Annotated in this window: 15 protein-coding genes and 1 tRNA gene; 5 read left to right on the forward strand and 11 right to left on the reverse strand. The window is 49.9% G+C overall.

What is annotated here, in order from left to right; genetic code table 11:
* From OXH16_21855 to OXH16_21865, 3 genes are all read left to right on the forward strand, one after another.
* Positions 1 to 893: ATP-binding cassette domain-containing protein (locus OXH16_21855; GenBank protein MCY3684052.1), on the forward strand; the 893-nt coding region annotated here is incomplete at its 5' end.
* Positions 894 to 993: 100 nt separating this feature from the next.
* Positions 994 to 2,376: an HlyD family type I secretion periplasmic adaptor subunit gene (locus tag OXH16_21860; protein MCY3684053.1), complete on the forward strand. Its 1,383-nt coding sequence runs from the start codon at positions 994 to 996 to the stop codon at positions 2,374 to 2,376.
* Positions 2,376 to 3,152, forward strand: a complete 777-nt coding sequence (locus tag OXH16_21865) for a peptidylprolyl isomerase (GenBank protein MCY3684054.1) — start codon at positions 2,376 to 2,378, stop codon at positions 3,150 to 3,152. Before OXH16_21860 ends, OXH16_21865 begins: the two co-directional genes overlap by 1 nt.
* Positions 3,153 to 3,229: 77 nt before the next feature.
* Here OXH16_21865 and OXH16_21870 read toward each other — a convergent pair whose 3' ends face one another.
* From OXH16_21870 to OXH16_21910, 9 genes are all read right to left on the reverse strand, one after another.
* A complete protein-coding gene (locus tag OXH16_21870; protein ID MCY3684055.1) occupies positions 3,230 to 4,081 on the reverse strand; it encodes a phytanoyl-CoA dioxygenase family protein in 852 nt (283 codons plus the stop codon).
* Positions 4,082 to 4,098: 17 nt separating this feature from the next.
* Entirely contained in the window at positions 4,099 to 4,566 is a 468-nt protein-coding gene (locus OXH16_21875; GenBank protein MCY3684056.1) for a hypothetical protein, read from the reverse strand.
* A 131-nt stretch (positions 4,567 to 4,697) separates the two neighbouring features.
* Positions 4,698 to 4,773 (reverse strand) — tRNA-Thr (locus tag OXH16_21880).
* A gap of 49 nt (positions 4,774 to 4,822) precedes the next feature.
* The gene (ddlA, locus tag OXH16_21885) at positions 4,823 to 5,905 is read right to left on the reverse strand and encodes a D-alanine--D-alanine ligase (protein MCY3684057.1); all 1,083 of its coding nucleotides are present in this window, start codon (positions 5,903 to 5,905) and stop codon (positions 4,823 to 4,825) included.
* The gene (locus tag OXH16_21890) at positions 5,902 to 6,594 is read right to left on the reverse strand and encodes a DedA family protein (GenBank protein MCY3684058.1); all 693 of its coding nucleotides are present in this window, start codon (positions 6,592 to 6,594) and stop codon (positions 5,902 to 5,904) included. The genes ddlA and OXH16_21890 overlap by 4 nt, the downstream gene beginning before the upstream one ends.
* Positions 6,595 to 6,655: 61 nt before the next feature.
* The gene (gene ispD, locus OXH16_21895) at positions 6,656 to 7,822 is read right to left on the reverse strand and encodes a 2-C-methyl-D-erythritol 4-phosphate cytidylyltransferase (GenBank protein MCY3684059.1); all 1,167 of its coding nucleotides are present in this window, start codon (positions 7,820 to 7,822) and stop codon (positions 6,656 to 6,658) included.
* Between the two features lie 23 nt (positions 7,823 to 7,845).
* Positions 7,846 to 9,027, reverse strand: coding sequence for a mandelate racemase/muconate lactonizing enzyme family protein (locus tag OXH16_21900; protein ID MCY3684060.1), 1,182 nt, complete (start codon positions 9,025 to 9,027; stop codon positions 7,846 to 7,848).
* Positions 9,028 to 9,044: 17 nt separating this feature from the next.
* Complete coding sequence (queA, locus tag OXH16_21905; protein ID MCY3684061.1) at positions 9,045 to 10,082, reverse strand: tRNA preQ1(34) S-adenosylmethionine ribosyltransferase-isomerase QueA; 1,038 nt, start codon at positions 10,080 to 10,082, stop codon at positions 9,045 to 9,047.
* Between the two features lie 45 nt (positions 10,083 to 10,127).
* The gene (locus OXH16_21910; protein MCY3684062.1) at positions 10,128 to 10,907 is read right to left on the reverse strand and encodes a phytanoyl-CoA dioxygenase family protein; all 780 of its coding nucleotides are present in this window, start codon (positions 10,905 to 10,907) and stop codon (positions 10,128 to 10,130) included.
* Between the two features lie 222 nt (positions 10,908 to 11,129).
* Between OXH16_21910 and OXH16_21915 the strand changes: the two genes are divergently transcribed.
* On the forward strand, positions 11,130 to 12,170 hold the full coding sequence (locus tag OXH16_21915; GenBank protein ID MCY3684063.1) for a Gfo/Idh/MocA family oxidoreductase: 1,041 nt from the start codon (positions 11,130 to 11,132) through the stop codon (positions 12,168 to 12,170).
* A gap of 77 nt (positions 12,171 to 12,247) precedes the next feature.
* Here OXH16_21915 and OXH16_21920 read toward each other — a convergent pair whose 3' ends face one another.
* On the reverse strand, positions 12,248 to 13,057 hold the full coding sequence (locus OXH16_21920; GenBank protein MCY3684064.1) for a sugar phosphate isomerase/epimerase: 810 nt from the start codon (positions 13,055 to 13,057) through the stop codon (positions 12,248 to 12,250).
* A 20-nt stretch (positions 13,058 to 13,077) separates the two neighbouring features.
* On the reverse strand, positions 13,078 to 13,878 hold the full coding sequence (locus OXH16_21925; GenBank protein ID MCY3684065.1) for an ion transporter: 801 nt from the start codon (positions 13,876 to 13,878) through the stop codon (positions 13,078 to 13,080).
* A 149-nt stretch (positions 13,879 to 14,027) separates the two neighbouring features.
* On the opposite strand from OXH16_21925, the gene OXH16_21930 reads away from it, so the two are divergent.
* On the forward strand, positions 14,028 to 14,475 hold a 448-nt coding region (locus OXH16_21930), incomplete at its 3' end, for a hypothetical protein (protein MCY3684066.1).

A 14,475-nucleotide genomic window follows, 5' to 3' on the forward strand; every position in this document is an offset into this window, starting at 1 on the left:
TTGGCAATGTGATGGGACCGATTATGGGGTTGATTGGGATATGGCCGCAGGTGCAGGAAGCGCGTATTGCGCTGGATCGGTTAAATGATGTGTATGACACGCAGATAGAGGATGCGCGGCAACAGGGTCAGGGTTTGGTCTTAAAGCATTTGGAAGGGCGCGTGGTTTTTGAGGGGGTGTTTTTTAGATATGGTGTGGGTTCTGATGAACCGTATGTGTTGAATAATATAGATCTGATTCTTGAGCCGGGTCAAAAAGTTGCGATTGTGGGACGCAGCGGCGCGGGTAAGACGACGTTGGTAAAGTTGGTACCTCGTTTGTTTGATCCGTCAGAGGGTCGCGTGACCTTAGATGATATGGATGTGCGAGATCTGGACCCTCATTGGTTGCGGCGTCAGGTGGGTATGGTGATGCAGGAGCCGTTTTTGTTTAGTGGTACCATTGCAGAAAATATCGCTATTGGTCAGTCAGATGCGGATATGGATCGCATTTTGGAAGTGGCGAAATTATCGTGTGTACACGATTTCGTGAGCGATATGCCTTTGGGCTATGAGACAAAGGTGGGTGAGCAGGGTGTGGGATTATCGGGTGGACAACGACAGCGGATCGCGATTGCACGGGCGCTGTATTGTGATCCGAAAATTTTGATTTTTGATGAGGCGACCAATGCCTTAGATACAGATTCAGAACAGGCGATACAGGCAAATTTAGATCTGTTTTTGGATGCTCGCACGGCGTTGATTATTGCGCATCGGTTGAGTACAGTGCGCGATGCGGATGCGATTGTGGTGCTGGATAAGGGTCATATTGTGGAGATGGGCACACACGATGAGTTGATGGTGCAACAGGGGTTGTATTATCACATGTGCAGTCAACAGTTGCAAGTAGTATGAAGGGCTGGAGACTGGGGTGAGTAAGGTAGTGTAGTTTTAGGGTGGTGTGGTTGAGCGGGCTGATAGCTGACCGCTGATTGCTTTTAAGGAGTGCCTCATAATGGCAGAACCACTTTTAGAGACACCAGCAGAGACAATATCTCCCGGTGTAATCCAGGGACAAGATGACGCAGCAGAAGAGGTGCATGCATTTATGGGATCTTTGCGGCCCTTTTGGGGGCGAGCATTGCTCTATATTGTCCTGCTGTTTGTGATTGTTGCCATTACCTGGGCGTGGTGGAGTAAGGTAGATGTGGTGGCATCAGCACCTTTTCGGCTTGTGCCCCTCGGACAGGTGAAGACGATGCAGGCGCAGCGAGGCGGTGAGATTGAGTTGATTGGTGTGAAAGAGGGGGACCATGTCGAGAAAGGGCAGGTGTTATTCAAGCTCAAATCCTGGGAGACGTGGGGAGAGTTGAGGGAATGGGAACAGGCAAAGATGGCTTTTCAAAAGGCAGAGTACGATTTCAAGACGGTGTTGCCTCAAAGGGCGAGGTTGAATCGAGAGACGATAGGGGCATTGGAACAACGTCTTTCTGTTTTGCAGCGGTTTATGGAGGCGCACCAGGATGCGTTGGAAGATTATCAAAGCAATGCAGGCGGTATTGAGGGATCGAAAACCAAAATGTCTGACGCGGGATTGCAAGCGCAGATCGGTTTTAGACAGGCAGAGATTGATCATTTGAAAGGGGAATTTTTGCAGCAAAAGACGCTGTTTGAGCGCGAGTTGATCAGCCGAGCGGATATGAATCGCGCGCGTGTGCAGTATTTGAGTGCTCTGTCCGCACTTCCGTCGCGCATGTCGGAGATATACAAGAATGAAATGGCAGTGGCTGATCTCAAGCGTCAAATCACAGAGGCGCGCATTGCACACGAGCGCGAGGCATCGCAGATGCAACACGTTTATGAGACTGCACGCTTGCGATTGGAACAGGCGCGCAAACGCATTGATCGCACCCTGGAGGCCGAGTCGGATCTGATTTTGGCACCTGAATCGGGAATTGTCACACAGGTGATGGTGAATGTAGTCGGACAGGTGATCAACAAGGGACAGCCTCTAATTGCACTGGCACCAGCCTCGGCACCGATGATTGCAGAAGTGATGGTATTGAATAAAGATGTGGGTTTGCTTAAAGTTGGGCAGTTGGTCAAGCTGAAATACGATGCGTATGCTTTTCAGGATTTTGGCATCAAACGCGGATGGCTTACATCCATCTCGCCCGATGCGGTGATCGATGAAAGTATTGGACCGATGTTTAAGTGCGTTGTTGAACTGGAAGAAAATACCATGCGCGTGAAGGGATATGACAAGCCTCTGATGTTTGGTATGAAGGGGACAGCGGAGATTATGACAGATCGGCAATCGGTTTTGCTGATGTTGCTTTCTCCTTTGCGACAGCTTTATGAGTCGGCGAAGTACGATGTTGAGGAGGGTGCGTTGTGATGGTAGGAGATGTGACACTAATTCGGATCAATGGTGCCGAGGTGTTATTAAGCGATATCGTGCGGCAGATGGGTGTTGCTGATAATCTGCGTTTTTTTGATGAATTTAAACGCAGAGAATTGATCCGGCAACTCGCCCGACGCGAGGGTGTTTGTGCAGCGCGTGAAGATATTCAGCACAAGGTGAATGACTGGCGGTATCAACATCGCCTCGAACGGGTGGAAGATACAGAGGCCTATCTCGCAAAGCGAGGTATTACACTTCAGGATGTGGCAGAAGATGCCGAGGTGAGACGGCTGGAGTTTTTGCTGTCTGAGAAGATTGCTAAAGGACAGGTCGAATCCTATTTCGCGCAACACACCCTGGAATTTGATGAGGCGGAGGTTTGCTGGATTTTTCACGCGGATAAGGGTGTGATTGACGAGGTTGATTTGCAGATACGAGAAGATGGCGCAGACTTTTACGCGATGGCGCGTCGGTTTTCTCAAGATGCACGCACGCGATCAGGTAGTGGCTTTTTGGGTCGTGTGCGGCGCAAGCAGTTGCCAAAGGGGATTGCTGCGCGCGTTTTTGCCGTGTCACCAGGTGAAATTTTGGGACCGGAAAAAGTATCGAAAGGCTTTGCGCTGTATTTGTTGCAAGAACGCTACCCAGCAACCCTAAATGAACGAATAAAAAAGGAGATCCGCAAGCTTCTGTTTAATCAGTGGTTGCAACGCGAAGTACAGAAGGCAGATATACGGTATCCGATTTGGCAGGGGAAACTCCCCAAATAGATAGCCCGTGTTGAATATATAACGCGGGCTATTTTGTTTGATGTTTTACCATTAACGGGATAAGCACATGGGGCATGTCAAGGCATCACAGCTTCTTTTCCCTGATATTCTCGGATCCAGCCTTTCAATGGCACATCCTCTTCTGCTGGGGATGTGTAGCCGTGAATGCCCGATGGGGAATGCCGGCACATTTGCTTTCGGATTGGACTTAGTTCATCCCAGAAATTTTCCACGTTGCATTCACCGCGGGCTTGAAGCCAGCGGTAAGCGTAGCCGTAGAAGAGCACCTTGCGGGGTTGCGTCCAGTAATTTGCACTTGCCGAATGCCACAATCGACGGTCAAAAATAACGGCTGTACCCCGGGGGGCGAGGATGGGGACGGCGCCTTTTACCATCTGATTGCGATTTCCGTTCGGCCACTTCATCTTATTTTTTAACTGGCTTCCCGGTATGACGTGAAAATTGCCGCGTCCCGGTTCGCTTGTGTCCGATAGGAAGTAGGCCACTTTGACCGATAAGCGGGGCCTCGGGTTTGTTTCCATTTCCTGATTCACGCGCCCGGTATCCTGATGCCAGCCGATTCCCAAACCGCGTTTGCTATCTGGTGGTTCGGGAGGCGTGACGTTCAGGTGTGCCAGATAGATTTGAATATTCCAGCCCAAAATCCCCCAAACTTTTGGGAATGTGGTGTAGTGATCTATGAGGTCAATAAATGCACGGTCTCGCCCCAGAAAGTCGCGTTCGTGGACTCGATTATGTGGTTCGATTTTTTGCTTTTCGCGTTCTTCGGCATTGACGCGGTCAACGGCTCTGGTCAGTTGTCTTCTTTTGGCATCACTCAGCGCGTTTTCAATAATCAGATAACCCCGATCTTCAAATTCGAGCCGTTCGTCTTCTGTCAGGCAATGGTTTAGCCAGCGTCTGTTCATAGCGCAGTCTCCTTTTTTTACGAAAAGAGGTTGGCCTTCCTTTTTTTACGATCCAGAATATAGAATTTGATAAGTCCTATCCCGCCGATCAGACCACAGGGGATTACAATGTAGCGGTACATTGAGACCTCGTCATATCGAAGCGATGCACCGGTCGCGCCCATTGTCGCTATGACAAATGACAGGTGAATGAGTTTTTGAGATAGGTTTTTATTGACAAAGGTAGAGATCAGAATTAACGCGAGTGCGGTGTGGAAAATGACAAATCCCGCATAACCGTTTCGCACGGCGAGATCGAATTGCCAGTCATAGCGATAAATCCACACCATGAGCACATGTGCCAGAATGATGAGTGCGATAGCTCGCCACAGCGCGGTCGGGTGCCGTTCCCGTAGCGTGAGCACAACCACAGTGGTCAATCCCACATATCCTGCGATAGCCAATAAAAATGTGATGAATATTTCCGTTGTTCCCGTTCCTACCATCGAAAAGATTCTCCCTCTTTTGATATGCAATATATGACATGATATTCTGAGAACAAGCGTGTTTCACGGGGCAGAGATTCAGTATCATGCCAAACGGGTTATGACATATTGTCATAACCCGTTGTTTTTTGTGGAGCCGCCCAGCGGACTCGAACCGCTGACCGCCTGATTACAAATCAGGTGCTCTACCAGCTGAGCTAGGGCGGCTGATCCGTCAAAGATATACAAGTGGGCGATTTTTGGCAACTCTTACCTTTTAGAAAAACGATGTCTTGTGTTTTTGCTCGCGTTCGTAGCGTTCAATGCCCAGTTGAATGAGGCGATCGATCAATTCAGTATAAGAAATGCCACTGGCCTCCCACAGCTTGGGATACATGCTGATCCGCGTAAAGCCGGGAATGGTATTGATTTCATTTACCACAAAGGTGCCGTCATTTTTTAAAAAGAAATCCGCGCGTGCCATGCCCTCACAGCACAGGACTTGAAATGTGCGAATGGCAAGGGCCTGTACCTGCTTTACAGCTTCTTCGGATAAATCAGCGGGGATGTGCAAGATCGCGCCTTTTTCATCCAGATATTTCGCTTCGTAAGAGTAAAACTCGTGCTGGGGCAAGATCTCGCCGGGGATTGAAACAATGGGCGTTTCATTGCCCAATACCGAACATTCGATTTCCCGACCTTCGACAAAAGCTTCGATCAGTACTTTCTTGTCGTAGCGGAATGCTTCTTTCAGCGCGGGAATTAGCGCGCTTTTGTCGTGTACTTTACTCACGCCGACTGATGAGCCTAAATTCGCTGGCTTTACAAATAGAGGCAATCCCAGTTCTGAAATCACATCATCTACATCTAAACTGTCCAATTGGAAGTGATGTACTGTTCGCCACGCGGCAACGGGAATATTGGCATCGCGCAGCAAGCGTTTCATCACGTCTTTGTCCATCCCCACAGCCGAGCCGAGTACATCGGCACCTACATAGGGGACATCGGCCAATCTCAAAAATCCCTGTACTGTGCCGTCTTCTCCCAGCGGCCCGTGCAAGACGGGAAAGACCACATCGACCGAGTCGGATGCAGACTGTCCCACGAGTTCACCGCGTCCCTCTGGCATCAATGTAATCAGCGCGTTTTGATCTGCGTCAGAAAGCCCTTCTGTATTTGCTTCTGGCAATAGTTGTGCGGCTTCGTTTAAGAACCATTGACCCGATTTGTCGATTCCTATTGGCACGACTTCGTATTTGGTCTTGTCAATCGCGTCGATGATGTTGCGCGCAGATTGCAGTGACACTTCGTGCTCTGCTGATTTTCCTCCAAATAGTATTCCCACGCGGATCTTTTTCATTTTTTTCTCTGCTTTTTTTTTCGCCGCCACCACCAGAATCCGATTATGCCCACCACCATTAATATTGCCAGTATGCGATTATAAGTTTTTAGTACAGTGACTACGATTTGCCAGTTTTCGCCGACCGTAAAGCCAAAGTAGATCAGCAGACTATTCCACAATAATGTGCCAAATAACACGTAAAGCGTCATGCGCAGGGGATGCATCTGGCTAATGCCAGCCACAATGCCGACAAATATCCGCACGGCGGGCAAAAAGCGGTTGAAAATGACGATTTTGTCACCATAGCGATTGAACCATATTTCGGTGCGGTGCAGGTTTTCTTCATTCAAGAACTTTATATTGAGCCGTAAGAAGAACGATCGCCCTTTTACAAATGCGATGGCGTAAAGGAGCAAACAGCCCACTGCGCTGCCTATCCACATTGCAAAATACGCAGGCCAGACAGCGATTATCCCAATGCCGGCCAAATATGCGCCGAATACAATCAGGGTATCACCAGGAATGATAGGTACTACGTTCTCTAAAAAAGCGCCCAGAAACAAAAAAAGGTAAATCCACTCTGGTGGTTGGTCTCTCAAATAGGCGAGAAAAGAATTCCAGAGTTCAGTAAAGTAAGGAAAAAAAGAATTCCAGAGTTCAGTAAAGTAGGCGAGAAAAGAATTCCAGAGTTCAATAAAGTACTCCAATTTGTATCCTTTGGATGTGACACAGGAGGCGATTACATTTTTGAATAAACTGGACAATAAGTCAATAACTTTTTATTAACGCTACCGCCTGTGCTGCTATGCCTTCTTCGCGTCCGACAAAACCCATGTATTCGGTTGTGGTTGCTTTTACCGATATGAGATCGACCGACACTTCCAATGCGCGCGCCATGTTTTCGCGCATTTGTTCAATGTACGGCGATAGTTTTGGGCGTTGCGCCATCACGGTTGCATCCACATTGAGCACCTGCGCGTGTGATTTTTTCAGGATGTGAGTTACGCGCGCCAGCAATGTGAGACTCGAGATATCTTTGTACGCGGCGTCTGTATCGGGAAAGAGCTGACCGATGTCGCCAGCACCCAGTGCGCCCAACAGGGCATCGATGACGACATGGGTCAATACATCTGCATCTGAGTGGCCCTGTAGCCCTTTTTCGTGGGGAATATGTACGCCGCCTAAAATTAGCGCACGGTCCTTCACGAGTTGATGTGCGTCATAGCCCTGACCTATTCGCAATGTCGGTGTCACGTCGCCTCGTTTTTCTAAAATGTGCAAACCCATGTCGAGGTCTTCTGGCGATGTAATTTTGATGTTGTCTGCTCGCCCGGGCACAACGGTTACAGCTTCGCCCAAACGCTCTACCAGAGCCGTATCATCTGTACCCAGATAGCCCGATTCGCGCGCAGCACGATGGGCGCGGAAGATCACGTCACGGCGAAATGCCTGGGGCGTTTGCACGGCTCGCAATGTCGATCTGTCCAGGGTTTTTACGACTTGATTGTCCTGTACGCGTTTTATTGTATCTGTTACTGGTGTGCCCAAAACAGCGGCGCCGTGTTCAGTCGCTGCCAGGACTACGGCATTGATATCTTCGGGTGTTACATAAGCTCGCGCGCCATCGTGGATAGCAACTACGTCGGCATCTTGCGGGATCGCCTGTAGCCCGCAGGCCACAGAATCCTGCCGTTCTGCACCGCCGGCGATCACATCGACAACTTTAGAAAATTTTTTCTTTCCGAATTGTTCTCGACAAGTATCGATGTCCTCACGCCCCACGACCAGCACAACGCGGTCAATGCGGTCTGCGCGTTCAAATGCGGTCAATGTCCAGGCCAATACGGGACGTCCGACAAGGTCGAGAAATTGCTTGGGGATATGCGTGCCCATTCGCTTTCCCGACCCAGCAGCGAGAATGATGGCGTAGTTCATGATAAGCTTTCAGATTTTAGCGTTCATATGTTATACTGATCCTGTTCCCGTCTGGCCCAGTCGGCGTTGACAAACATGTTCAGGCCGGGATCGGCGTATATGCCGTCTATTTTGTCGCCGTCGTGCTGTCGCAAGAAGTCGATGTCGATCTCTACGCCCCAGCCAGGACCTCCGGGCAATTCGAAATGACCATCTACGACTTCGGGATACGGGGTTCCCGCGCGTTTGACGTGCTCATCTGCAAAGTCATTAAAATGTTCGAGCACTTTGCCATTGCGGAGGGTTGCCATCAGGTGGAGGGTCGCAACGGTGGTGATAATTCCGCCGACATTGTGTGGCGCGACCATCACGTTGTAGGTTTCAGCCGTTGAGGCGATTTTCTTGGTTTCCAGCAGGCCGCCACACTGGTTCAGATCCGGCTGGATGATATCCACAACCCGCATGGGGAACAGGTCTCTAAATTCTGCGGCTTTGTAGAGCCGTTCTCCGGTTGCAATTGGGATGGGTGTATGTTGCGCGACTTTGGTCAATGCGCCCAAATCTTCTGGGCGCGTTGGTTCTTCAATCCATCCCGGGCGCAGGTGTTCAATTGCTTTGGCGATTTCGATGGCCTGATGAGGTGCAAACCGACCGTGCATTTCCACAAATATTTGTACGCGATCTCCTGCGACGGAATGTACGGCTTCGATCAATTCAACGGATTTGAAAAATTCGTCGCGCGTCAGTTCCAGGTTGCCATTGCCAAATGGATCGAATTTTAGACCGATATATCCGCGGTCGATCACTTTTTGAGCTGCTCTGGCAAATTCTTCTGGCGAACGTTCCACTGTGTACCAGCCATTTGCATACGCGGGTACGCGTTCAATTGTTTTGCCGCCGATCAGATTGTACACGGGCTGATTGGTCAATTTGCCAATGCAATCCCAGCACGCCATCTCTACGAGTGCCAGCCCCGTCATCACAACTTCACCTGGCACACCAAAGTCGTGGAGTGTGAATCGGCAATACAGGTCCTCTATATCGTACACACTGTGCCCGATAAAATGTCGTCTGGTATCTTTCAGAAACTCCAGCACGGTATGTGTTTTGCCCAGGACGCGCGCTTCCCCAACTCCGCGCGTGCCGTCTTCCAATTCGATAAATACATACGTCAAATTGCGCCAGGGCGTTCCCAGCACATAAGTTTCGTAATTTTTGATTTTCAAAGGGTACTCCTTTTTCGCTATAATATCATCATTGCATCGCCATAACTGTAAAACCGATAGGCTTCGCGCACGGCTTCCCGATATGCTCGCATCGCAAAATCGCGCCCCATGAATGCGGCGATGAGCATGAGTAAAGTAGATTCTGGCAGATGGAAATTTGTGATTAGACCATCTACCAATCGAAAATTGTAGGGTGGATAGATAAAGATATGCGTCCAGTCCGAGCCGGATTTTAGTTGCCAATTTGATCCGATTTTTACTGCTGCGGACTCGAGTGTTCGCACCGATGTCGTTCCCACTGCGATGACGCGCCCGCCATTTGCCCGGCATCGATTGACGGTTTCTGCCGCGCTTTCATCAATTTTCCAAAATTCCGCACCCATTTTGTGATCGCGCACATCGTCTGCTTTCACTGGTTTGAATGTGCCGGGTCCTACATGTAGCAGGATTCGCGCTAAACCTATGCCCAATGCTTCAATTTTTGCCAACAGAACGGGGGTAAAATGAAGCCCCGCAGTGGGAGCAGCGACAGACCCGCGCACGCGCGCATAGACCGTCTGATACCGCTCTTTGTCAGAGGCGCGATCTTCCCGCCGAATATAGGGCGGCAATGGTACATGTCCATGTGTTTTTAGGAGTTCATCCAGCGATCCTTTGCCCTCAAACCGCACGCGGCGGTTGCCCGAATCGAGTACGTCTTCGACCGTGGCAATCAGGTCAGATCCTTCAAAAGCAATTTCAGCCCCAATTCGCAATCGCCGTCCAGGTCGCGCCATTACTTCCCAGCTATCGCCATTGGGATGCAGGAGCAAAAGTTCTACTGCACCTCGAGTGATTGGCCGGTATCCTTTTAGACGCGCGGGAAATACCCGCGTTTCGTTCAATACCAGACAATCGCCGGCGCGCAAAAAGTTGGGCAATTCTCGAAATGTTCGATGTTCAATCTCGCGGTGCGTGCGATTTACTACCATTAAACGCGATCCATCGCGCTCAGCCGTTGGATATTGTGCGATCAGGTGATTGGGAAGTTCGTAATAAAAATCAGAACGTTTCACTGGACGAATTTTAAAAAAGTGAGAATATGGCGGTAAGGCGTCATGTCATTCAAAGAGCGATGGAAAGTGACGATGGGGTTCTGCTGGCTCTCTGAAGAGAATCTGCTGGCGCGGTGTCAGTTCTGTGTTGGTTGGCGGTTGGACGCGATTGGGTCTCCAGGCTGTGTGCGCTACGCAGTATTTATAGAGGAGAGATCGGCGCTCGTGCTTGCTGTACCAGGCCGATGTCCCGTGCGTTAGCGCTTCGGTAAATAAAATAGCGGAGCCAGCGGGTGCGTATGGAATGATTATAAGGGGCGATTTTTCAGGGGCGTCGAATATATTTTGGGGCAATCGGTAGTTGCTTTTGTGGCTACCGGGAATGCAGCAGAATCCCCCATGGTCTGGTCCCGCGTCTGTGAGACTCCACGCCACAACCATGAATCCGTCGGTGATCTCGTGTTTGGGAAAATTAAAGTATTTGCCCGGTAGCGATCCCGAAATGGGCGACATGGCACCGTAGTCGGCGTGCAGACGCCCTCTTCCCATGCCCGCTTTCATGTACATGCCATAGAGGCGGTCAAGGCGAAAGCAGTCGCCCAGTCGGAAGCGCAATATGGGCATAATTTGAGGGTGGTCGAGGAGGTCGCAAAAGGGTTTTCCCCATTGTAGAAAGCCCGGCCCGTCTGGCGCGCTACCAAATCGCTGCGTTTCGCCCGGTGGGGGCAGTTTTTGTTGGTCAAATAGTTCATTGAGTGTTGCTACTTCGTCTGCGGTTAAGACGTTTTCAACGACGAGGTAGCCCTGCAAGTCGAGCAGGTATTGTTGTGTTTCAAGGTCTTCCATAATGTCCTCCTGTTGTTTTTAGATGATGTGGTATAGTGTCCCGGGGTATTATATTGATTGGACTATATTAGATTTCGACTTTGGACGCAAGGAGAAAGACCAGCAAATGGTCAGTTGCAAAATCAGGTAGGTGGTATTATATTTTGCCGTGCCTTATTATTTTACGCAAAGAAACGGTGTGTATCACGCCGTTTCTTTTTTTCCAAATAACAGGAGTGTACTATGGCAGTTAAAACGTGTCTTATGGTGGGCGGTGGTGGTATGGCAGGGGGCTGGATCAATCGCATGACGCAAAAATTTGGAGATCGCATCAAAATCATCGGTCTCGTCGATGTCAATCGGGATGTGCTGGATCGTCAGGCGCAGACACTTGGTCTGTCTAAAGATCAACTTTTTACTTCACACGAAGATGCTGTGGCCACTGTCAAAGCCGATTTTTGTGGCGTGGCAACGCCGCCGCCGTTTCACGCGCCGGCAACAGTTGCCGCGCTTGAGGCGGGCATGCCCGTGATATCTGAGAAGCCGATTGCAGATACGCTCGATGCGGCTAAAGATATGGTTCGCGCTGCTCAAAAGACGGGCTTGCCCTGCGCTATTATTCAAAATTATCGCTATGCCCGAAACAAGCAGGAACTCGTTCGCATTCGCAATGAGGGGCGCCTCGGTCGGCTGCAGCATATTGTTGGGCGCTATGCCTGCGATTATCGGGAATTTGAGTCGTGGGGCAAAGCCTGGCGGCATACGATGGAATTCGGTCTTCTCTTTGAAGGCTCGGTGCATCATTTTGACATGTTGCGTTTTCTTTCGGGTGGCGAGCCCGATACGCTTATGGGTTTTGGCTGGAATCCCGAATGGTCGAGTTTTGACCACCATTCGAGCGGGATGTATCTCGTGAATATGGACAATGGCACACATACGTTTTACGAGGGTAATAGCTCAGCGGCGGGTATTACCAATTGCTGGCACCGGGAACACTATCGCGCCGAATTTGAAGAGGGGACGGTAGAAATCGCCGAGGGTGCTACCGTGACTATTCACCGCGTTGGGCAAGAGCCAGAGGTTTATGAAGCGCCAGAAATTGAATGGGAAGGTCACGATCATCTCTTTGATGAGTTTCTCGACTGGCTCGACGGAGGACCGCCTTCTGAGACGCGCATTGAAAAAAATATTATTTCGTATGCTATGGTCATCGCCGCAATGGAGATGACGCTGGATGGGCAGCCGAAGAAAATCGCAGATTATGTTTCGGATCTCGATTTGTAGTCATAGGTCAATTTGCCAAATCGCAAAAAGCCCCCGTAACACTGTTGCGGGGGCTTTGAATTGGTCGGTTTTGCCTATTAGCAACACCCTGTGCTCGACAAGATTCCCCTGATATATCCGAGCGTGAATGCGAGGTCGCGGTCGATACCTTCTGGCGTTTTGGATCCGACGCATTCTACGTAGAGAGGACCTGTGAATCCCCCACCGGTTAGTCCGGATAAGATGCGGTGAAAATCGACTTCACCATCTCCTGCTGTGGTCTGCACATTGGGGTTGTTCTCAGAGTCCAATGCACAATCTTTTATAATCGCCGTTGAGGTGTATTTTGCAATATCATCTACTTCCTGCTCCGGGCGCACTTCGCCGCGTGTGTAGTGAATGATGTTGCCCGGGTCATAGCTTACCGCAAATGCGGGGTGATTGATCTGGTGATACAGATCGATCAATTCTTTTGCTGTCAGGCTGATGCCCCCGTGTGGCTTGAGGGAAATGCCCAGGTCTAAGGTTTCCGCGTGTTCGGCTGCACGGCGCATGACTTCGGGATATATGCCGTAATATTCTTTTTTGCCCGTTCCCAATTCCAATATCCACTTTGCGCCGAGTTCGGCGGCGTTATCCAATAATTGTTTATACGCATCTGCTGCGCCATCCACGCCGAGGTCCAACAGCGCTCTGCCGAGCAACATGGATGGATTGACGCCTGCCTGGACAGCGGCTTTTTTGGTGGCTGCAATTTGCGCGGCATTGCTTTCATTATTTACGGGTATAACCCCATCGTGTGCAAATACAGCTACGTCTGTGTATCCCGCGCCTGCGATGTGTTCACACGCCTCTGCAAATGACAGGGCGTTGAGAGGCCGCGTTGTGCTGCCAATGACCAGTTCCATCATTTACTCCTTTCTCAATTTCATCCGTGGTTGTTAAGGTCTTTCCCGCAATGCGGGCATTTATTTTCGCGATGAGATTCCTGCATGGCTTCGACAAATCCAGAACTCAAGATGCCAGCGGGTAAGGCAAACATCCCAACGCCCAGTACGGCAATTATTGCCCCCAGGAATTTGCCCAATGACGTTATGGGAAAGACATCGCCATAGCCCACGGTTGTCAGGGTTACTATTCCCCACCACATGGTTGTTGGAATACTCGAAAAGGCTTCGGGTTGTGCATAGTGTTCGACAAAATACATCAGGCTGGATACGATGACTAATAAGAGCGTCAATGCAAATGCTACGATATAAAGTTCATGGCGTTTTTGCCATATTACCCGGCCAAACATTTGCATTGAATGCGAATAGCGGCCCACTTTGAGCAGGCGAAATAATCGCAACAAGCGCAGGGGTAGCGTGTATTCGGGCGGTATTGTGACGAGTAAAAAGACATAATAGGGAAATATGGCGATGAAATCAATCAGTGCCAGAGGCGTCAGCATAAATGCCAACCGCCCAGTCAGGGGGCGCGCAAATTTTTTATCTGCGGTACAACACCAGATACGCAGCAGGTATTCTACGGTGAAGATCAGCACGCATACAGTTTCAAAAAGCTCGATAAACTCGCCATAAGTTTCATTAATTCCCTCGACGGTTTCGAGTATGACCATTGTCACATTCAGGACGATGAGGGTGATAATAAAAAGATCAACTATGCGGCTCAGCAGATCACCTTCTTCGGCTTTTTCCAGGATTGCATACAAGTGTGTTTTTGCGGTCATCGCTTTTACCTCCCGCTCCAAAATAGAATTGTTTTGTGATCTTTACAAGTGAATATTAAGAGGTGAGATGTAAGACGTAAGAGGTGAAGGTCGCAGTCCCCAGTCCCCTGGGTTGGATTGTGGGGCGAGGCTCATCAAAGGAGTTTTATTTGTCTGATCTTTTAAAAAATCCAATTGTCCGGGTTATTTTTGCGCTTATTCTTGCGGTGGTTCTGGTGAGCGTTTTGCCGGGGAACCGGGAGCGCGTTTTACACGAGCAACTGTTGACTGCGATTCCCAAATTGGCGGAACAGTTTGGCGATCATCCGTGGATGCTATCGCCAGATGCGGATCGCGTGTTGCAGAAGGCTTTTGCCGAAGCACAAGGTCGTCGGCCTGATGCGTCTGATGAGGGTGCAGAGATTGTATTTCGTGGCGTGGCAATCTCCGAGGATTATCACCTCGTTGCTGTGCGCGGTTCTGATGAACGCGGGGAAGTTTTGTCGCCTGTTACGGCGTGGAGTCTTTTTCCACCTGTTGCTGCGATTCTGGTGGCTATTATCAGCGGGCGTCTTATTCTGGGGCTTTCGCTTTCTATTCTCGCGGGGGGATTTCTCG

This window comes from Gemmatimonadota bacterium (assembly GCA_026705765.1).
GTDB lineage: Bacteria > Latescibacterota > UBA2968 > UBA2968 > UBA2968 > VXRD01.